Here is a 19343-nt window from a genome sequence, read left to right as displayed (position 1 = left end):
CCGGTCACACCGCCTCCAGCAGCGGGCTCGCGTGGTGGTGGAGCCATGCCCGGTAGAGGGGTGTCCGCAGGGCGGCTTCGCGGTAGGCGGAGCGGAGGTCCTCGTAGACCTCGGCGTGCGCGCCCGGCCTCCTCGCCAGCAGCAGCCGCACCGCGAGGGGGTCCCCCGACAGCCGCCGGATCGCCATGTCCTCGCGCGGCCCGGAGGTCGGCTGGCAGGGGGCGACGGCCTCGCCGGAGATGATCAGCGAGGTCGCGGTGTGGTAGTCGGCCTGGAGCACGGGCGGATCGAGCCCGGCACCGGCGAAGACGCGCCGCAGCCCGTCCCACTCGCCGTCCACCGAGGGGTCCACCATCCAGCGGTCGGTGGCCAGGTCCCGTAAGGAGACGACCTCCTGCCGGGCGGCCGGATGGTCCGGGGACATCGACACGAACTGCGGCTCGCGCTCCATCAGCACGTGCATCTGGAGCCCCGGCGGCACCCGCAGCGGGCTGCCCTCCACCTCGTGCACGAACGCCACGTCCAGCTGCCCCGCGTCCACCATCCTGAGCAGCGCGTTGGCCGAGACGTCCACCACCAGCGAGGTCTCGGTGTCGGGCAGCCGCCGGTGCAGCCTGCGCAGCCAGCCCGGCAGCGCCCGGCTGGCCGTGGAGCCGATGCGCAGCCGCGGGCCGTGGGACAGCGCCCGGGCCTCCGCCACGAGCGCGGCCATGTCGGCGAGCAGCGGGCGGGCCCGGCCCAGTACGGTGCGGCCGAAGGGGGTGGGCCGGCAGCCGGTGCGCTCGCGCAGGAACAGCTCGCCGTCCAGGGCCCGTTCGATCCGGCGCAGCTGGGTCGTCAAGGAGGGCTGGCTCACGCCGAGTTGCCGGGCGGCCTTGTGCAGGCTGCCGGCGTCGGCGATGGCACACAGCGCACGCAGGTGCCTGACCTCGAGCTCCATGACCCGAGGGTAGGCCGCGGCCCGCGGCCCGCACCAGCCACCAAAAGCCTCCCGAATCCCGCCATTCTCACCCTAGTTGATCTGTCGAAATCTTCCCGATAGGCCCGCGCTATCGGGCAGTGACATCATCCGCCGGGCACTTCCGCTCCCGCAGACTCCGGTACCGAACGACCCACCCCCCACCGCACCGGACGAGTAGGAGCTCCCCCACATGCGCCACTCCCGTAAGGCCGTGCTGGCCACCACCATCGGCCTCGGCCTCGCCGCCGCCCTCGGCATCGTCCCCACCGCCAGCGCCGCGCCGGCGCCCGTCGGCAGCCCCGCCAGCTACACCGCGTACGAGCGTTCCCAGGAGAACGAGGCCGCCAACCGCGCCTTCTTCGAGGCCGTGCAGCGCTCGGTGGCCGAGCAGCGTGCGGCGAACCCCGGCCTGCTGGCCGTGACCGTCACGTACAACACCCGCAACGCGCCCAGTTTCCGCACCCAGATAGCCCGTTCCACGCAGATCTGGAACAGCTCGGTGACCAACGTCAAGCTGCAGGAGGTGTCCACCGGCGGGAACTTCTCGTACCGCGAGGGCAATGACTCACGCGGTTCGTACGCGAGCACGGACGGGCACGGCCGGGGTTACATCTTCCTCGACTACCAGCAGAACCAGATCTACAACTCCACCCGGGTGACCTCGCACGAGACCGGCCACGTGCTGGGCCTGCCGGACCACTACTCGGGCCCGTGCAGTGAGCTGATGTCGGGTGGCGGCCCGGGCACCTCGTGCACGAACGCCACGCCGAACTCCACCGAGCGCTCGCGCGTCAACCAGCTGTGGGCCAACGGGTTCGCCGCCTCCGGTCTGGGGACGAAGGGCTAGGCCCGCCCGCTCTCCGCGGAGACGTCGTACCGCGGGCAGTCCGGGTTCCGGCAGGGGCCCGGCATCCATTCCGGTACGAAGATCCCGAGCGACTTGCGCCGCTTGACGATCGTCTCGACGGGGCGCCCACAGGCCGGGCACGTCTGCTGTTCGTGCCCGGCCTGCGGGGCGACCGTCTCGTGCTGGTGCTCGTGCTCCTCGCGCCCGTGTCGCCCGTGCGCGTGCGCCCCGTGTGCGTGCTGCTGCTGTTCACCGGCCATACCTCCACGGTAGGTCGGTTTCGCCCGTTTCGGCGGGTCCGTGCGCCGTCAGCGCGTGACGGCGTACGTGGTGACGATCTGGCCGCCGCCGAGGGCCTTGACCCCGGTGAGCTCCAGGGGGCGGGCGCCGAAACCGGCCCGGGTCATCGGCATGCCGGTGCCCGCGAAGACCGGGTAGGTCTTGACGATGAACTCGTCGATCTCGTCGATCAGCTGGGTGGCGAGGTCCGCCCCGCCGCACAGCCAGATGCCGAGCCCGTCCCGGGCCTTGAGCGCGCGGACCTCGGCCGCCACGTCCCCGCTGATCAGCCGCACCTGCGGGTCCGGCGGGGCGGCGAGGGAGCGCGAGACGACGTACTGCTCGGGCAGGTGCCCGTAGGGGCTGGTGGCGCCCTGCTTCAGGCCCGGCTCGTAGGTGCCCCGCCCCATCAGGACCGCGTCGAAGTGCTTGGGCTCGGCGTCCTCGATGCCGAGCTGGGCGCGGCCCTGGGAGGAGATGGTCTCCGGGTACTCGGCCTTGAGGAAGTCGATGAACTCGCGGTCGAGGTGGGCGTAGAAGAAATCACCGTCGCCGTTCGGGGCCCCGATGAAGCCGTCGACCGACGTGGCGATGAAGTACGTGAGCTTGCGCAAGCGATTCTCTTCCGTCCGGCGGCGCCCGCGCACCGCGGGCACGCCAGGTAAAGTACTTCAGCTGAAGTGGTTGTGCAAGGCCTCGTGTTCGGGACGGGCCTGGGGCTTGCGCCACATCGGCCACATCAGGGGCCCCTCGGGCAGCCGCACCGCCTCGCCCGTGAACTCCCAGCCGAGCCGCTCGTACAGCTCCTTGCTGCGCTCGCTGCTCGCCTCCAGGTACGCCGCCAGGCCCTCGCGGTCGCAGCGCTCCAGCACGGGCCGCATCAGCTCGGTGCCCAGCCCCTCCCCCTGCCGGGCCGGGTCGACCGCGATCATCAGCAGGTACTCGTGCTCCTCGGCCGTCGGGTGCACCGCGCCCGTCAGCCGGCCGACCAGCTCGCACCGCTCGTTGTCGGGGTCGGCCGCCTCCCGCATCCTGGCCGGCACCTCGTCCTCGGCGGGCTCCGCGTCCGGATCGCCCGCCGGGATCCGCAGCCACAGGGCCGCCGCCGAACCGTCCGCCGCGTAGTCGATGCGGCCCTCGGCGAGCGCCACGTCCACGAACACCCCGAGGAACTTGCCGTGCACGGCGGCCCGGTGGTCGGGGTCCGGGAAGACCCAGCAGCTCACCGGGTCGGCGCGGAAGGCCTCGTCGAGCAGTCGGGCCACCGCGTCCCGGTCCGACTGATCCGCCTGACGTATCTCCAGCGCCACTGCTCACACCCTTCGCTCACGTCTCAACCACCGCAAGCGATCCTAGAGTTGCGCCGGAAGCGGCGTAAGGCCCGTTCCGGCACGGTGCGGTGCCGGAACGGGCCTCCCCCGTACCGTTACGCCTTCACCTCGTGCGGCGCGTCACGAACTCCGCCAGCGCCAGCAGCCCGCCCGCCGCCCCCAGGTCGGCGACGGCCCGGGACAGCTGCTGCACCGCCCGGCCCATCCGGTCCGCGGCATGGGCCTGCGCCCAGTCGCGCCCGCCGGCCCGGTCCACCGCGTCGGCCGCCTTGCGCACGTCGTCACCCGTCATGGGACCGGCGTACAGGGCGGCCAGTTCCTCCCCCGCCGCGGTGCCCGAGGTGAGGGCGGCCACGACCGGAAGGGACTTCTTGCGGGCGATCAGATCGGCTCCGGCGGGCTTGCCGGTGTGCCCCGGGTCCCCCCAGATGCCGATCAGGTCGTCGATCAGCTGGAAGGCCAGCCCGGCCTCCCGCCCGAAGGCGTCCATGGCGTCGACCTCTTCCGGACCGGCTCCCGCGTACAGCGCGCCCAGCGCGCAGGAGCACCCCAGGAGCGCCCCGGTCTTGGCCATGGCCATGGCCAGGCACTCGTCGAGCGAGACGTTCCCGCGCTGCTCGAAGGCACAGTCCGCCTGCTGGCCCGCGCACAGCTCGATGACGCAGGCCGCCAGCCGCGACGAGGCCGCCGCCGCGGCCGGATGCGGATCCTCCGCGAGCAGCCGCAGTGCGAGCGCCATCATGGCGTCGCCCACGATGATCGCGTCCGCCGTCCCGAAGACGGTCCACGCGGTGGCCCGGCCGCGCCTGCGGACGTCCTTGTCGATGACGTCGTCGTGCAGCAGCGTGAAGTTGTGCGCCAGCTCCACGGCCGCAGCCGCCCGCACCACCTCCTCGTCCCGTCCGCCCCCCGGCCCTCGGAGGGCCTGGGCCGCGGCCAGGACCAGGGCCGGGCGGATGGCCTTCCCGGCGTTGCCCGAGGCCGGGGTGCCGTCCGCGCGCTCCCAGCCGAAGTGGTACATCGCCACGCGCCGCATCGCAGCGGGCAGGCTCTCGACCGTCCTGCGCAGTTGCGGGTTGACCGTTTCCCTCGTCCGTTCCAGCAGGGCCGCGGCCTCCTGGCCCTCGCCGGTCGCGATGGCGTTCACCGCACTCAGCGCCAGCGGCCGATCTCGACGTTCTCCAGCACGCCGAGCGCGTCCGGCACCAGCACCGCGGCGGAGAAGTACGCGGTGACCAGGTACGAGATGATCGCCTGCTCGCTGATCCCCATGAAGCGGACCGACAGGCTCGGCTCGATCTCGTCCGGGATGCCCGGCTGGTGCAGGCCGATCACGCCCTGCTCGTCCTCGCCGGTGCGCATGCACAGGATGGACGTGGTGCGGGCGTCACTGATCGGGATCTTGTTGCTGGGGAAGATCGGCACGCCGCGCCAGGACGGCACGCGGTGGCCGCCGATCTCCACCGCCTCCGGGTAGAGCCCGCGCTTGTTGCACTCACGGCCGAAGGCGGCGATGGCCTTGGGGTGGGCGAGGAAGAGCTTGGATCCGCGCCGCATGCTGAGCAGCTGGTCCATGTCGTCGGGGGTGGGCGCGCCGTCGTGCGGCTGGATGCGCTGGTCGTAGTCGGCGTTGTGGAGCAGGCCGAAGTCGCGGTTGTTGAGCATCTCGTGCTCCTGGCGCTCGCGCAGCGCCTCGACCGTGAGCCGCAACTGCTGCTCGGTCTGGTTCATCGGCTGGTTGTACAGGTCGGCGACGCGGGTGTGCACCCGCAGGACCGTCTGCGCGATGGAGAGTTCGTACTCGCGCGGGCGGGCCTCGTAGTCCACGAAGGTGCCGGGCAGGACGGCCTCGCCCTCGTGGCCGGCGGAGAGGTCGATGGCGGCCTCGCCGTACTTGTTGGTCCGCTGGGCGGGCAGCGTCCGTACGTGTTCCAGGTGCTCGCGCAGCGAGTCGACCCGGTCGGCGAGCAGCTGGAAGTCCTGACGGGTCAGGACAAGGGCGGTGCCGGAGGTGGCGGCGCGGGCGGTGTACTCCCAAATCGATTCTGCATCGACGAGGGAGTCCTCCCCGAAGAAGGCGCCGTCGGCGACGGTCCGCAGGACGGCGTCGTCCCCGTAGGGGCCGGGGCCGATCTGGTCGATGCGGCCGTGGGCGAGGAGGAACACCTGGTCCGAGGGGCTGCCGAAGGAGGTGAGCTCCTGGCCGGCCTCGAAGTCGATCTGGCGGCACCTCTGGGCGAGTTCCGTGAGGACTTCCTCGTCCTCGTAGTCGCGCAGGTACGGCAGCTCGCCGAGCTCGGCGGGGATGACCTGGACCTGGGTCCCGGTTTTGATGAACTCGACGACGCCGTTGCCGACGGAGTAGCTGAGCCGGCGGTTGACGCGGTACGTGCCGCCCTGCACGGACACCCACGGCAGCATCTTGAGGAGCCACCGCGAGGTGATCTCCTGCATCTGCGGCACGGACTTGGTCGTGGTTGCCAAGTTCCGCGCGGCCGATGTCCCAAGACTGCGCTGCGGTGCCTGGGCCTCGGATTCGGAACCTGCCTGGACCGACATGTATTTCCCTTTCGATCACTCCATGGATCTGCGGGACCAGCGTTTCAGCACGGTACGTGGTGGGACCATTACACAAAAGGGTGGGACTACTCCGTCCGAGTAAGGGGCACTCTTTGGGGTCACCTCCCGTCCCACCCGCCCCTTGCGCCCCACGCCGCCCCGCCACTTCCAGCCAAGCCGTCGCCGCGGGCGTTTTAATTTGCATGACGGATGCAAATTTCTCTACGGTGAGCCCATGCGGCTGACCCGATTCACCGACCTGGCGCTGCGCGTCCTGATGCGCCTGGCCGTCGTGCGGACGGACCCCCCGACGACGCGCGACGTGGCGGCGACCATGGAGGTCCCCTACACGCACACCGCCAAGGTGGTGGCCAGGCTGCAGCATCTCGGGCTGGTCGAGGCCCGGCGCGGCCGCGGAGGCGGGCTCACCCTGACGCCCGCGGGGCGGGCCGCCTCGGTGGGCGGGGTGGTGCGCGAACTGGAGGGCGCGGGCGACGTCGTGGACTGCGACGGCACCACCCCGTGCCCCCTGCGCGGCGCCTGCCTGCTGCGCAGCGCCCTACGCCGGGCCCAGGAGGCCTTCTTCGCCACCTTGGACCCGCTGACGGTGAACGACCTGGTGGCGTCCCCGACGGGGCCGCTCCTGCTGGGCATTTCGAGCGGCGTTTCCGGCGGTACCGGTAGCCCGGGCAGCCCGGCGCGGTCGAGGGCCGAAGGGCCCTGACCCCGGGGGCCGGATGGCCGGTTCCCGTCGGCTGTCCGCGCCCCTAGGGCCGAACCGTCCCGGGGATCGAACGCAAGTCCGTATGACCGAGGGCCTCTCCTCCGCCCAAAAATACGCATCCCAGATTCCAATTCAGTAGTAGATCACGCAAGGAGCTCCAGATGCTTTCCGAGAAGTCGACGGCGACCGTACGAGCCAGCCTGCCCGCCGTGGGCGCCGCGATCGGCGACATCGCCGAGCTCTTCTACGCGAAGCTGTTCGCCGCCCACCCCGAGCTGCTCCGGGACCTGTTCAACCGGGGCAACCAGAACGCCGGCCTCCAGAAGCAAGCCCTCGCCGGGTCGATCGCCGCCTTCGCCACCCACCTCGTCGAGCACCCGGACACGCGGCCCGACGTCATGCTGACCCGCATCGCCCACAAGCACGCCAGCCTCGGCGTCACCCGCGAGCAGTACCCGGTCGTCCACCAGCACCTCTTCGCGGCGATCGCCGAGATCCTCGGCGAGGCCGTCACCCCCGAGGTGGCCCGGGCCTGGGACGAGGTCTACTGGCTGATGGCCAACGCCCTCATCGCCCTTGAGGAGCGCCTCTACGCCGAACAGCGGGTCACCGCCGGGGACGTGTGGCGGGAGTGGACGGTCAGCGACCGCGTCGAGGAGACACCGGACTGCACCACCTTCCGGATGGTCCCCGCCGACGGCGCACCGGCCCCCGCCTTCAAGGCGGGCCAGTACGTCTCGGTGCAGGTCGAACTCCCGGACGGGGCGCGCCAGATCCGCCAGTACAGCCTCTCCACCTCCCCCGGCTCCCCGGTTCGCGCGATCACCGTCAAGCGGGACGGCGAGGTCTCCACCCACCTGCACGCCCACGTCCACGCCGGTGACACCGTGCGGGTCTCGGCCCCGTACGGCGACCTGGTCCTGGCGGACTGCGAGGCGCCGCTCCTGCTCGCCTCGGCCGGCATCGGCTGCACCCCGATGCTGTCGATGCTGGAGGACCTGGCCGACCGCGGGCACGCCGCCCCGGTGACGGTCCTGCACGCCGACCGCTCCCCCGCCGCTCACGCGCTGCGCGGCGACCACCGGGCCCTGACGCACAAACTGGCCGACGCCTCGGCCCGATTCTGGTACGAGGAGGCGGCGGAGCCGGGCGACGGCTCCGGCCTCATGGACCTCACTGCCGTCCCGGTGGCGCCCGGCACCCGGGCCTACCTCTGCGGCCCGCTCCCCTTCATGCGCGCCGTCCGCGAGCAGCTGGTCGCCAAGGGCGTGCCGGCCGCCGACATCCACTACGAGGTGTTCGGGCCGGACCTGTGGCTGGCCTCCGCATGACGAGTGGCCGGATATCGCCCTAGCGGCGGAAGGGTCGCCTCCACTAAACCGGAGCGTGACGCGACGGACACACAGGGTGTCCGCTGCGCACCGCACCGAAGGAGGCGGCCATGGCCGCACCCATGTCCGCGGACCGGTTCATCAACGCACTGCGCAACGAGGGTCTCACCGTCGTCGAGGTCGGCGCCTGGCGCACCCACAACCGCAACCACAAGGGCCCGTGGGGCCCCGTACACGGGGTGATGATCCACCACACCGTCACCCACGGCACCCCGCACACCGTCCAGCTCTGCCGCGAGGGCCACGAAGGCCTGCCGGGCCCCCTGTGCCACGGCGTGATCGCCAAGGACGGCCGCGTCCACCTGGTCGGCTACGGCCGCGCCAACCACGCGGGCGCCGGCGACTCGGACGTCCTGGCCGCGGTCATCGCGGAGAGGCGCCTCCCCCCGGACAACGAGGCCGACACCGACGGCAACCGCCACTTCTACGGCTTCGAGTGCGAGAACCTCGGCGACGGCAAGGACCCCTGGCCGGCGGTCCAGCTCGAAGCCATCACCCGCGCGGCGGCGGCCGTCTGCCGCGTCCACGCCTGGACCTCCCGCTCGGTCATCGGCCACCTCGAATGGCAGCCGGGCAAGATCGACCCGAAGGGCTTCACGATGAACTCCCTACGCGCACGCATCGCGGAACGCCTGAACTAACCGCCCCGCGCTCCGCCCGGACCGGCCGCGCCTCCCCCTGAGCCGTCCGCCCAGCGAGGTGTCGGTGTGGGCGGGGCTCTGACGTGCGGCTGAAGGGGCGGGGCGTCGCACAATGGGCGGGTGAAGCGTTCCGCGCACGTTGACGTGCTCCTGCAGCCGCGTCCGCCGTCCCCGTTGCAGGAGATCCGCGACGACGGGTTCGAGCGGCACGGCGTCCGGTTGCTGCTGAAGCGGGACGACCTGATCCACACCACCGTCCCGTGGGACGCGGCCCTCCTCGGGCCGGTGGAGCTGCACCCTCCGGGGAACAAGTGGCGCAAGCTCGCGCCGAACCTGCGGGCCGCCGTGGCCGAGGGGCGGGAGTGCCTCCTCACCTTCGGTGGGGCGTACTCGAACCACCTGCGGGCCACCGCCGCCGCCGGGCGGCTGCTCGGCCTGCGGACCGTCGGCGTCGTGCGCGGGGACGAGCTGGCCGGGCGGCCTCTCAACGACTCGCTCGCCCGGTGCGCGGCCGACGGGATGCGGCTGCACTTCGCGTCCCGGTCGCAGTACCGCCGCAAGGCCGATCCGCAGGTGCTGGCGGGGCTGGTGCGGGAGGCCGGGGCCGAGGGGGCGTACGTGGTCCCCGAGGGCGGCAGCAACGCCCTCGCGCTGCACGGCTGCGCCGAGCTCGGCCGCGAGCTGCGGGGCGCGGCCGACGTGGTGGCGGTCGCCTGTGGGACCGGCGGGACCCTGGCGGGCCTGGCGGCCGGGCTGGGCCCGGGGCAGCGGGCGCTGGGCGTACCGGTCCTGGCGGGCGGGTTCCTGGCCGCGGAGATACGGGCCCTCCAGCTGGCCGCCTTCGGGGGACCGGCCGGCGACTGGACGCTGGCGGAGGACTTCCACCACGGCGGCTACGCCCGTGTCCCAGCCGCTCTCGACGCCTTCGCCGCCGGGTTCGAGGACCGCCACGGCCTCCCGGTCGAGCGGGTCTACGTCGCCAAGCTGCTGTGGGCGCTGACCGAGCTCACCGCCTCCGGGGCCTTCCCGCGGGGCACCACCCTGGCCGCCGTCGTCACCGGCCGGCCGTAGCCCCCATCCGTGGCCGCAGTCCTAGGTCGTCTCTTTCGGATCTTGTCGGTTGAGCCCGCGTCGTCCGGTGCCGTGCATCGCAAGGCGGAGGGGCGCCCGAGTACTGGCCGTACTCAGGCGTCCCGACAACGCGGCGAGGTGCGGTGCCGGGCGGCGCGGGCCCGGCAAGATCCGGAAGAGACGGCCTAGCCGCCCCCTCAGCCCTCCTCGCGGTAGGCCGCCGCCTCCTCCAGGTCCAGCCTGCGCAACAGCGCCCGGAGCATCTCGTCGTCGATGCGCCGCCGGTCTCGCAGCGCGACGAAGACCTCCCGCTCCGCCTCGATCATCTCCCGCGCGAGGCGCCGGTAGACGTCGTCCGCCGACTCCCCCGTCACCGGGTTGACCTCGCCCAGCCGTTCCCACACCGCGTTGCGCCGCCGTTCCAGCACCGTCCGCAGCCGGTCCGCCAGCGGCGGGGGCAGGGTGCTGTTCTCCGGTTCCTCCAGCAGTTCCGCCAGCCGTTCCTCCGCCGCCCGCGAGGCCTCGCTCTGCGCCTGCGCCTCCGCCAGCGTCTCCGCCTGGACGTCCTTCGGCGGCAGCTCCAGCGCCCTGATCAGCGGGGGCAGCGTCAGCCCCTGCACCACCAGCGTCCCGATGACCGTCGTGAAGGTCAGGAAGAGGATCAGATTGCGGTGCGGCACGTCGATCGGCACCGAGAAGGCGATGGCCAGCGAGACCACGCCCCGCATCCCGGCCCACCCCACGATCACCGGGGCCTTCCAGTCGGTGTCCGGCTCGCGCCTGCGGATCCGCTCCGACACCCAGCGCGGCACGAAGGTCGCCGGGAACACCCACAGGAACCGCGCCACCACCACCGCGAGGAACACGGCGGTCGCGTACCAGGCCGCGTGCAGGCCCTCGTACTCCCCCAGCCCCTTCAGGACCACCGGCAGCTGGAGTCCGATCAGCGCGAAGACCACCGACTCCAGCGCGAAGGAGACCATCTTCCACACCGCCTCCTCCTGGAGCCGGGTGGCGAAGTCGACCTGCCAGTTCCGGTGCCCGAGGTACAGCGCGACGACGACCACCGCCAGCACTCCGGAGGCGTGCACCCGCTCGGCCGCCGCGTACGCCACGAAGGGGATCAGCAGCGAGAGGGTGTTCTGGAGCAGGGGCTCCCGCATCCGCTTGCGCAGCTGGTGGATGGGGACCATCAGCAGCAGGCCCACGCCGATCCCGCCGACCGAGGCCAGCAGGAACTCCACGATCCCGCCCGCCCAGCCGGCGCTCACCCCTATCGCCGCCGCCAGCGCCACCTTGTACGCGGTGATCGCGGTGGCATCGTTCACCAGGGACTCGCCCTGCAGGATGGTCGTCATGCGGTTCGGCAGCCCGAGCCTGCGGGCGATGGCGGTGGCGGCGACCGCGTCGGGCGGGGCGATCACCGCGCCGAGGACCAGCGCCACCGGCACCGTCAGACCCGGCACCACCAGGTACGTCGCGTATCCGACGGCGAGCGTCGCGAAGAGCACGTAGCCGACCGAGAGCATCGCGATCGGCCGGGCGTTCGCGCGCAGGTCCAGGTACGAGCTGTCCACGGCGGCCGTGTGCAGCAGCGGCGGAAGCAGCAGCGGCAGCACGATGTGCGGGTCCAGCGTGTACGCGGGCACGCCCGGCACGTACGCGGCCATCAGACCGGCCGCGACCAGCAGCAGCGGAGCGGGCACCGGTGTCCGCCGCGCCAGCCCGGCGACGGCCGCGCTGCCCGCGACCAGCGCCACCAGCGGCAATACCTCCATCGAAGATCCGTCCTCAGTCGTCGCGCGCCCGCACCCTGGTCGTACGCTGGCCATCATGAGCGAGTGCACCCACGTTGCCGAACTGCCGCGCCCCGAGCCGGTCCCGTCTGCCCAGACCTGCCCTGAATGTCTGGCACTCGGCAGCCACCCCGTGCAGCTGCGGATGTGCCTGGCGTGCGGGCACGTGGCCTGCTGCGATTCCTCGCCCCACCGGCACGCCAGCGCGCACCACAGGGAGACCGGGCATCCCGTGATGCGGAGCTTCGAGCCGGGCGAGACCTGGCGGTGGTGTTTTGTCGACGGTTCGATCGTCTGAGGCGGGGTAGGTCAACCCTCCGCCGGCTCCCCCGATTTGATCCTCGCCGACCCCTAGCCACTGTGCGTACCCATGGGCTTACCATCAGTCACTGGGTAGAGGCATGGCTGGCCGGGCGCTCCCAGCGGGTGCCACGAGGGGTGCCGCGACACGATCGCCCGGATCGCGATAGCGTCACCGGCGAACAGAGCTCGTACCACCTTGGAGGTGAGGGTGTCCCAGATCGCAGGCGAGCCCGGGACTCAGGACTTCGTGGAAGTCCGGCTGCCCGCTGCGGGTGCCTACCTGTCGGTGCTGCGGACGGCCACGGCCGGTCTCGCAGCACGTTTGGACTTCACCCTCGACGAGATCGAGGACCTCCGCATCGCGGTGGACGAGGCCTGCGCGATCCTGCTCCAGCAGGCCGTGCCGGGCTCCGTCCTCAGCTGCGTCTTCCGGCTGATCGAGGATTCGCTGGAGGTGACCGTCTCGGCACCGACCACGGACGGGCGCGCGCCGGAGCGTGACACGTTCGCGTGGACCGTCCTGTCGGCGCTGGCCGGCAAGGTCGAGGCCACGGTCGAGGAGAACAAGACAGTGAGCATCAGCCTCTACAAACAGCGCGGCGCGGGACCAGGCCCGGCGTGAGCGGCGGGGAGATCCCGGTGCGGGGCGGGGATCGGCCCCCGGTACGGCACGAGGTCGACGGCGGCATCCCGGAACAGCAGCACGCCCGGCCGCACCCGGCTGACGCGGATGCGGAAGACGGCTTTTTGGACTCGGCGGAGCGACGGGCGGGCCCTATGAGCGAGAACCAGCACGACCAAGCACAGCCACCGCAGGCTGCGCCGCCGGCCCCGGCGGTGCCTGCGGCGGTGTTCCCGGTGACGCCGGCGCTGCCGGACCCGCGCGACCGCAGTGGTGCGCGGGCCCTCTTCATCGAGCTGCGGGCCCTGCCCGACGGGTCGCCGGAGAAGGCGGAGCTGCGCAACCGGCTCGTACGGATGCACCTGCCTCTGGTCGAACACCTGGCGCGGCGCTTCCGCAACCGCGGTGAGCCGCTGGACGACCTGACCCAGGTCGCGACCATCGGCCTCATCAAGTCGGTGGACCGCTTCGACCCCGACCGCGGGGTCGAGTTCTCCACCTACGCCACGCCCACGGTGGTCGGCGAGATCAAGCGCCACTTCCGTGACAAGGGCTGGGCGGTGCGGGTGCCCCGGCGCCTGCAGGAGCTGCGGCTGTCGCTGACGACGGCCACGGCGGAGCTGTCGCAGCAGCACGGCCGCTCCCCCACGGTGCACGAGCTGGCCGAACGGCTGGGGATCTCCGAGGAGGAGGTGCTGGAGGGGCTGGAATCGGCGAACGCCTACAGCACGCTGTCCCTGGACGTCCCCGACACCGACGACGAGTCGCCGGCGGTCGCGGACACCCTGGGCGCGGAGGACGAGGCCCTGGAGGGCGTCGAGTACCGCGAGTCCCTCAAGCCCCTGCTGGAGGGGCTGCCACCGCGGGAGAAGCGGATCCTGCTGCTTCGGTTCTTCGGCAACATGACCCAGTCGCAGATCGCGCAGGAGGTCGGCATCTCCCAGATGCACGTCTCGCGTCTGCTGGCCCGCACCCTGGCCCAGCTCCGCGAGAAGCTCCTGGTGGAGGAGTAGGAACGCAGGAGGGGTCAGGCTCTAGCGAGCCTGCTCCCCGGGGCCGATCCCGAGAGCCTCGGTCGCCGTCGGGTTCACCAGGAGCGCTACGACGGCCGCCGCGGCCAGGGCCAGGGCCGCGGCGGCGGCGGTCATCGCCCCGCCGGTGGTGTAGAGGGTCCAGGCGACGGGCAGCGCCATCAGCTGGGTGATCAGCGCCGGACCGCGGCTCCAGCGGCGGCCCAGGCGCAGCCCGCGGGCGGCGATCAGCGGCAGCGCGGCGAGCGCGAGCAGGGTGATCCCGCCCGTCTCGGCCTGCTGCGGGGAGTCCGCGTCGCCCGCGATGCCCACGAAGAGCATGTAGACCCCGAGGCCGGCCAGGGCCAGGCCTTCGAGCGCGGTGAGCGCGGCGGCGCCGGTCAGTCGGCCGGGCAGCGCGGCGCGCTCGGCGGCGGGACGCTCGGCGGCGGCGCGCTCAGTGGTGGCGCGCTCAGTGGTGGCGCGCTCGGCGGTGGCGCGCTCGACGGCCGGTCCGGTGGCGCGTCCGGCGGGGCGGGAGACCTTCGCGGGCTTCTTCTTACTCACTCCAGCAGGGTAGCGGCGCACCCCGGCCCCCGGAGGGGACGGGCAGGAGGGTCGGCATTCGATGCCGGTGGACGGGCTGGGTAGGCTGGCGCTCATGCGTGCACTCCTCGTGGCCAACCCAGCAGCGACCACCACCAGTGCGCGCACGCGTGACGTCCTGACCCATGCCCTGGCCAGCGAGATGAAGCTGGAGGCGGTGACCACCGAGTACCGCGGGCACGCGCGGGACCTGGGACGCAAGGCCGCGCACGAGGGGCTGGACCTCGTCGTCGCCCTCGGTGGCGACGGCACCGTCAACGAGGTGGTCAACGGGCTCCTGCACGACGGCCCCGATCCGGACCGGCTGCCGCGGCTGGCGGTGGTCCCCGGCGGCTCCACCAACGTGTTCGCCCGGGCACTCGGCCTGCCCAACGACGCGGTCGAGGCGACCGGGGCGCTGCTGGACGCGTTGCGCGAGCAGCGCGAGCGGACGGTGGGCCTGGGACTGGCGGCGGGCACCCCGGGCACGGAGGACGAGTCGGTCCCGGCGCGCTGGTTCACCTTCTGCGCGGGCTTCGGCTTCGACGCGGGCGTGGTGGGCAGGGTCGAACAACAGCGCGAACGCGGCAAACGTTCGACGCACGCCCTCTACGTACGTCAGCTCATGCGGCAGTTCTGGGAGGAACCGAACCGCCGGCACGGCACGGTCACGCTGGAGCGCCCGGGCGCGGATCCGGTGAGGGACCTGGTGCTGTCCATAGTGTGCAACACCTCACCGTGGACGTATCTGGGCAATCGTCCGCTTTACGCCTCACCGGAGGCGTCGTTCGATACCGCGCTTGACGTATTGGCCCTGGACCGTTTGTCAACTCCAGCCGTCGCCCGGTACGCGACACAGCTGCTGACCTCCACTCCTGAGCGCGGTCCACACGGGAAGCACGCGGTGTCTCTACACGATCTGACCGACTTCACCTTGCATTCCAAGGTTCCCCTTCCGTTCCAGATGGACGGCGACCACCTCGGACTGCGGACCAGCGTTCGGTTCACAGGCGTACGCCGTGCACTGCGTGTGATTGTGTGAGCGGAAGGGCCAAAAGGCCTTTCACTCGAACGTTTACACGCCGGTCCACCCTCACGATGTAGGGCTGTGACCTAGTAGACACCGACGAATCAAAAAAAACTTTCCGGAAGGGGTTGTATCCCCGTCCGAGGTTTGCGAATCTCTTCATGGCGATCGGGACAGCCCGCAGAACCGGCACCCACTCAGACCGCCAGAACCCCACCACGAATCTTCGGACCGCACCAGGCGACTGGGCGTCGGCCCTTCCCTCGCGGAGGGATTCGTGAAAGCGTTCACATTCACAAGCAACGTGCATGTCACACAAGAGAGGTAGCAGCCATGGACTGGCGTCACAACGCCGTTTGTCGTGAGGAAGACCCCGAGCTGTTCTTCCCCATCGGCAACACCGGTCCTGCGCTGCTGCAGATCGAGGAAGCCAAGGCCGTCTGCCGCCGCTGCCCCGTCATGGAGCAGTGCCTGCAGTGGGCGCTCGAGTCCGGTCAGGACTCCGGCGTCTGGGGCGGTCTCAGCGAGGACGAGCGCCGCGCGATGAAGCGCCGCGCCGCTCGCAACCGGGCGCGCAACGCCAGCGCCTGACAACGACTTTCGAGCCTCGACGCGCAGCGCGTAGAACCGTACAAGCGCTCAGCAACGTGCTCTTGAGCCCCGGACCGATCACCATTCGGTCCGGGGCTCAGTGCTGTGCGGGGCGCCTTGCGTCACGCTGAGTGACGGGGCGGCCGGGGCGCGGCTACTTCTGCGGGCTGGACGGGATGTCCAGGACGACCTTGGTGCCGCGCGGCTGCGCCCGGACCATGTCGAACGTGCCGCCGAGCTCCCCCTCCACGAGGGTCCGCACGATCTGCAGGCCGAGATTCCCAGCGCGCTGGGGGTCGAACCCCTCGGGCAGGCCGCTGCCGTCGTCGAGCACGGTGATCATCAGGCGGCCGTCGGTGCGGCCGGTGCCGGTGCGGGTCGCGGCCACCTCGACGGTGCCCCGCTCGCCCTGGGTGAAGGCGTGCTCCAGGGCGTTCTGGAGGATCTCGGTCAGCACCATCGACAGCGGGGTGGCGACCTCCGCGTCCAGGATTCCGAAGCGGCCGGTGCGCCGGCAGTCGACCTTGCCGGGCGAGATCTCCGAGACCATCGCGATCACCCGGTCGGCGATCTCGTCGAACTCGACCCGCTCGTCCAGGTTCTGAGACAGCGTCTCATGAACGATCGCGATCGAACCGACCCGGCGCACGGCCTCGTTGAGCGCCTCGCGGCCCTGGGGCGAGTCCATGCGGCGGGACTGCAGCCGCAGGAGCGCGGCCACGGTCTGGAGGTTGTTCTTCACCCGGTGGTGGATCTCCCGGATGGTCGCGTCCTTGGTGATCAATTCTCGTTCGCGGCGGCGCAGTTCGGTCACGTCGCGGCAGAGCACCAGGGAACCGATCCGGGTCCCCTTCGGCTTCAGCGGGATGGCGCGCAGCTGGATGACCCCGCCGTTGCCGTCGACCTCCGTCTCCCGCGGGGCCCAGCCGCTGGCGAGCTTGACCAGCGCCTCGTCCACCGGGCCGCGGGAGGGGGCGAGTTCGGCGGTGGTGTTGCCCAGGTGCTGTCCGACCAGGTCGGAGGCGAGGCCGAGGCGGTGGTACGCGGAGAGCGCGTTCGGCGAGGCGTACGTGACCACGCCGTCGGCGTCGAGCCGGATCAGGCCGTCCCCGACGCGCGGGGAGGCGTCCATGTCGACCTGCTGGCCGGGGAACGGGAAGGAGCCCGCCGCGATCATCTGGGCCAGGTCGGAGGCGGACTGGAGGTAGGTCAGCTCCAGCCGGCTCGGGGTGCGCACCGTGAGCAGGTTGGTGTTGCGGGCGATCACGCCCAGGACCCGCCCCTCGCGGCGGACGGGGATCGACTCGACGCGGACCGGCACTTCCTCGCGCCACTCCGGGTCGCCCTCGCGCACGATCCGGCCCTCGTCGAGGGCGGCGTCCAGGAGGGGGCGGCGCCCGCGCGGCACCAGGTGGCCGACCATGTCGTCCTGGTAGGAGGTGGGGCCGGTGTTCGGGCGCATCTGCGCGACGGAGACGTACCGGGTCCCGTCCAGGGTGGGGACCCACAGCACGAGGTCGGCGAAGGAGAGGTCGGAGAGCAGCTGCCACTCCGAGACCAGCAGGTGGAGCCACTCCAGGTCGGTTTCACCGAGAGCGGTGTGCTGGCGTACGAGGTCGTTCATGGAGGGCACGTGGCGAGCGTACCCCGGGTACGCCCCATGACTTTCCGCACGACTGTACTCAGGAGTATCCAGGAGGGGGCCGTTCCGCGTACTGTTGGAGGAAGTGACGGGTTTCTCGGCCCTGTCATTGGATGGACAGAACAATATGGTCTAGTCCACAATTGAGGTACAGCTTCCGTCCTCCCCGCACAGGAGGACGGATCGAGGTAAGCCGCGCGCTCTGCCCTGACCGCGCTGGCACCTCCCACCGGCCGTCGGGAACCGCACACCTGTCGGCCGTAAGTACTCCGGGCTACGGTGCGGGGCGGGTCGAGGGTCCCGCCTTGCACCGTGGCCCAGAGGAATCTCGGGCCCGCTCCCCCTATGTCGTCGGCCAGGCCCGCAGGGCCAGCGCCGCGACCGCCTCCAGCTCTTCCCGGCTCGCCCCGTCGCGCGACTGCTGGGACATCCCCTGGAGCACCGCTCCGAAATAACGGGCCAGCGCCCACGCGTCGGTGTCCGCGGGCAGCGCGCCCGCGGCCACGTCGGCCCGGATCCGGCTCGCGAACAGCTCCAGGTTCGCCGTGCGCCGTTCGCGCAGCGCCTGCGCCACCTCATCGGAGGTGGTGTTGACCGCCGCGCTGATCACCATGCAGCCCGGCGGGTGGGCCGGGTCGGTGTAGATCTCCGCCGCCTCGCGCAGGATGCGGTCCAGGGCCGCCCGGGCGGTGGGCTCCTCGGCGAACGCCACGCTCACGAAGTCCGCGTAGCGGCTCCCGTACACCGCGACGACCTCGCCGAAGAGGGTGCGCTTGTCGCCGAAGGCCGCGTAGAGGCTGGGGGCGCTGATCCCGATCGAGGAGGTCAGGTCGGAGATGGACGTCGCCTCGTAACCGCGCTCCCAGAAGGCGGTCATCGCCTTGTCGAGGGCGGCGTCACGGTCGAAGGAGCGGGGTCTGCCGCGCTGTCCGGTCACCATGGGCAGATTCTATAGCGGGCGTTAGGGAATCTGATACGGTCCTTTCTGTAGCGACCACTACTGATTGCGGAGGGGGGCGCGTCATGGGCGTGCTCAAGGGGAAGACGGCGCTGGTCACGGGCGGCAGCCGGGGGATCGGGCGGGCCGTGGCCGAGCGGCTGGCGCGGGACGGCGCGCTCGTGGCGGTGCACTACGGACGCAACGAGGCGGCGGCGAAGGAAACGGTCGCCGCCATCGAGGCGGCCGGCGGGCGCGCCTTCGCCATCGGTGCCGAGCTTGGGGTCCCGGGCGACGCCCGGGCGCTCTGGGCGGCGTACGAGGCCCATCCCGCGCACACCGAGGCCGTGGACGTCCTGGTCAACAACGCGGGGGCGGCGGTTTTCGCCGGCATCGCGGAGACCGACGAGGAGATGTACGACCGGGCGCACGCGCTCAACGCCAAGGCGCCGTTCTTCGTGATCAAGCACGGCCTGGCGCGGCTGCGGGACGGGGGCCGGATCGTGAACGTGACCGGCACCCCGGACCTCGCCCTGCCCGCGATCCTGGCGACGGTCATGGCGAAGGGGGCGGCGAACGCGCTGACGCGCTCGCTGGCCGCGGAACTGGCTCCGCGCGGGATCACCGTGAACTCGGTGGGTCCGGGGATCACCGAGACGGACCTGAACGCGGCCCTGCTCCAGGACCCCGGGACCCGGGCCCACCTGGCCGCCCGGTCCGTCTTCCACCGGGTGGGCACGGCGCGCGAGGTCGCGGACGTGGTGGCCTTCCTGGCCTCGGCGGACTCCCGCTGGGTGACGGGCCAGCACCTGGACGCGACGGGCGGCCTCCAGCTGGCGCTGATCTGAGGCAGCCGCGGACCCGCCTAGGCGCTGTCGTCAAAGTAGCGCCGGTCGGGCACCGCGGGCCAGGCGGGACTTTGACGACAGCGCCTAGCTTGATCTTTAACCTTCGGCGTCGAACGGTGCATCGAACTTGATCGCTCGGTTCGGTAACCGCAGTACGCGGAAGCGGCCTTCGTCTGGA

The 19343-nt window shown here is 71.6% G+C and carries 21 protein-coding genes; 11 read left to right on the top strand and 10 right to left on the bottom strand.

Annotated features, from left to right (window positions below; all coding sequences use genetic code 11):
• Nucleotides 1-4 precede the first annotated feature (4 nt).
• Nucleotides 5-940 carry a LysR family transcriptional regulator gene (locus AC07DU_RS09030; protein ID WP_479110471.1) on the bottom strand — a complete coding sequence of 312 codons (936 nt, stop codon included), beginning with the start codon at nucleotides 938-940 and terminating at the stop codon, nucleotides 5-7.
• 211 nt (nucleotides 941-1151) lie between these two features.
• Between AC07DU_RS09030 and snpA the strand changes: the two genes are divergently transcribed.
• On the top strand, nucleotides 1152-1808 hold the full coding sequence (gene snpA / locus AC07DU_RS09025) for a snapalysin (protein WP_360888209.1): 657 nt from the start codon (nucleotides 1152-1154) through the stop codon (nucleotides 1806-1808).
• On the opposite strand, the gene AC07DU_RS09020 is transcribed toward snpA, so the two are convergent.
• From AC07DU_RS09020 to AC07DU_RS09000, 5 genes are all read right to left on the bottom strand, one after another.
• A complete protein-coding gene (locus AC07DU_RS09020) occupies nucleotides 1805-2068 on the bottom strand; it encodes a hypothetical protein (RefSeq protein ID WP_479110468.1) in 264 nt (87 codons plus the stop codon). The two genes, snpA and AC07DU_RS09020, sit on opposite strands and share 4 nt — an antisense overlap.
• A 48-nt stretch (nucleotides 2069-2116) precedes the next feature.
• Nucleotides 2117-2701, bottom strand: coding sequence for a dihydrofolate reductase family protein (locus AC07DU_RS09015; RefSeq protein WP_479031194.1), 585 nt, complete (start codon nucleotides 2699-2701; stop codon nucleotides 2117-2119).
• 57 nt (nucleotides 2702-2758) lie between these two features.
• Nucleotides 2759-3397, bottom strand: a complete 639-nt coding sequence (locus AC07DU_RS09010) for a GNAT family N-acetyltransferase (protein ID WP_479110466.1) — start codon at nucleotides 3395-3397, stop codon at nucleotides 2759-2761.
• 124 nt (nucleotides 3398-3521) lie between these two features.
• Nucleotides 3522-4580 carry a family 2 encapsulin nanocompartment cargo protein polyprenyl transferase gene (locus AC07DU_RS09005; protein ID WP_479110737.1) on the bottom strand — a complete coding sequence of 353 codons (1059 nt, stop codon included), beginning with the start codon at nucleotides 4578-4580 and terminating at the stop codon, nucleotides 3522-3524.
• On the bottom strand, nucleotides 4571-5977 hold the full coding sequence (locus AC07DU_RS09000) for a family 2B encapsulin nanocompartment shell protein (RefSeq protein WP_360888198.1): 1407 nt from the start codon (nucleotides 5975-5977) through the stop codon (nucleotides 4571-4573). Before AC07DU_RS09000 ends, AC07DU_RS09005 begins: the two co-directional genes overlap by 10 nt.
• Before the next feature lie 235 nt (nucleotides 5978-6212).
• On the opposite strand from AC07DU_RS09000, the gene AC07DU_RS08995 reads away from it, so the two are divergent.
• The 4 genes from AC07DU_RS08995 (at nucleotide 6213) to AC07DU_RS08980 (ending at nucleotide 9804) form a co-directional block, all read left to right on the top strand.
• The gene (locus tag AC07DU_RS08995) at nucleotides 6213-6701 is read left to right on the top strand and encodes an RrF2 family transcriptional regulator (RefSeq protein WP_479031201.1); all 489 of its coding nucleotides are present in this window, start codon (nucleotides 6213-6215) and stop codon (nucleotides 6699-6701) included.
• A 161-nt stretch (nucleotides 6702-6862) separates the two neighbouring features.
• On the top strand, nucleotides 6863-8032 hold the full coding sequence (locus AC07DU_RS08990) for a globin domain-containing protein (protein ID WP_479110464.1): 1170 nt from the start codon (nucleotides 6863-6865) through the stop codon (nucleotides 8030-8032).
• A gap of 110 nt (nucleotides 8033-8142) precedes the next feature.
• Nucleotides 8143-8733, top strand: a complete 591-nt coding sequence (locus tag AC07DU_RS08985) for an N-acetylmuramoyl-L-alanine amidase (RefSeq protein WP_360888188.1) — start codon at nucleotides 8143-8145, stop codon at nucleotides 8731-8733.
• 120 nt (nucleotides 8734-8853) lie between these two features.
• Nucleotides 8854-9804: a 1-aminocyclopropane-1-carboxylate deaminase/D-cysteine desulfhydrase gene (locus AC07DU_RS08980; protein WP_479110462.1), complete on the top strand. Its 951-nt coding sequence runs from the start codon at nucleotides 8854-8856 to the stop codon at nucleotides 9802-9804.
• Between the two features lie 197 nt (nucleotides 9805-10001).
• On the opposite strand, the gene AC07DU_RS08975 is transcribed toward AC07DU_RS08980, so the two are convergent.
• Nucleotides 10002-11582, bottom strand: a complete 1581-nt coding sequence (locus AC07DU_RS08975; protein ID WP_453373345.1) for a Na+/H+ antiporter — start codon at nucleotides 11580-11582, stop codon at nucleotides 10002-10004.
• Between the two features lie 55 nt (nucleotides 11583-11637).
• Here AC07DU_RS08975 and AC07DU_RS08970 point away from each other — a divergent pair, with 55 nt between their 5' ends.
• The 3 genes from AC07DU_RS08970 to AC07DU_RS08960 all read left to right on the top strand — a co-directional run bounded on the left by AC07DU_RS08970 (nucleotide 11638) and on the right by AC07DU_RS08960 (nucleotide 13538).
• The gene (locus AC07DU_RS08970; protein WP_360888179.1) at nucleotides 11638-11898 is read left to right on the top strand and encodes a UBP-type zinc finger domain-containing protein; all 261 of its coding nucleotides are present in this window, start codon (nucleotides 11638-11640) and stop codon (nucleotides 11896-11898) included.
• 213 nt (nucleotides 11899-12111) lie between these two features.
• On the top strand, nucleotides 12112-12525 hold the full coding sequence (locus tag AC07DU_RS08965; protein ID WP_360888176.1) for an ATP-binding protein: 414 nt from the start codon (nucleotides 12112-12114) through the stop codon (nucleotides 12523-12525).
• An 11-nt stretch (nucleotides 12526-12536) separates the two neighbouring features.
• Complete coding sequence (locus AC07DU_RS08960) at nucleotides 12537-13538, top strand: RNA polymerase sigma factor SigF (protein WP_453373360.1); 1002 nt, start codon at nucleotides 12537-12539, stop codon at nucleotides 13536-13538.
• 21 nt (nucleotides 13539-13559) lie between these two features.
• On the opposite strand, the gene AC07DU_RS08955 is transcribed toward AC07DU_RS08960, so the two are convergent.
• Nucleotides 13560-13952, bottom strand: a complete 393-nt coding sequence (locus AC07DU_RS08955; RefSeq protein ID WP_479110735.1) for a hypothetical protein — start codon at nucleotides 13950-13952, stop codon at nucleotides 13560-13562.
• 244 nt (nucleotides 13953-14196) lie between these two features.
• Between AC07DU_RS08955 and AC07DU_RS08950 the strand changes: the two genes are divergently transcribed.
• Nucleotides 14197-15162 (top strand): diacylglycerol/lipid kinase family protein, encoded by a 966-nt coding sequence (locus tag AC07DU_RS08950; RefSeq protein ID WP_453373343.1) that lies wholly within the window; start codon nucleotides 14197-14199, stop codon nucleotides 15160-15162.
• Nucleotides 15163-15480: 318 nt separating this feature from the next.
• On the top strand, nucleotides 15481-15738 hold the full coding sequence (locus AC07DU_RS08945; protein ID WP_003953983.1) for a WhiB family transcriptional regulator: 258 nt from the start codon (nucleotides 15481-15483) through the stop codon (nucleotides 15736-15738).
• 154 nt (nucleotides 15739-15892) lie between these two features.
• On the opposite strand, the gene AC07DU_RS08940 is transcribed toward AC07DU_RS08945, so the two are convergent.
• Both AC07DU_RS08940 and AC07DU_RS08935 read right to left on the bottom strand, forming a co-directional pair.
• Nucleotides 15893-17362: a sensor histidine kinase gene (locus AC07DU_RS08940; protein ID WP_360888767.1), complete on the bottom strand. Its 1470-nt coding sequence runs from the start codon at nucleotides 17360-17362 to the stop codon at nucleotides 15893-15895.
• A 361-nt stretch (nucleotides 17363-17723) separates the two neighbouring features.
• Nucleotides 17724-18320, bottom strand: a complete 597-nt coding sequence (locus AC07DU_RS08935; RefSeq protein ID WP_360888170.1) for a TetR/AcrR family transcriptional regulator — start codon at nucleotides 18318-18320, stop codon at nucleotides 17724-17726.
• Nucleotides 18321-18403: 83 nt separating this feature from the next.
• Here AC07DU_RS08935 and AC07DU_RS08930 point away from each other — a divergent pair, with 83 nt between their 5' ends.
• Nucleotides 18404-19165, top strand: coding sequence for an SDR family oxidoreductase (locus tag AC07DU_RS08930; protein WP_479027097.1), 762 nt, complete (start codon nucleotides 18404-18406; stop codon nucleotides 19163-19165).
• Nucleotides 19166-19343: the final 178 nt, after the last annotated feature.

It is taken from the genome of Streptomyces sp. NPDC045695 (assembly GCF_056432025.1).
Note: the sequence above shows the minus strand (reverse complement) of the source record. Positions and strands in the feature narration are given on the sequence as shown.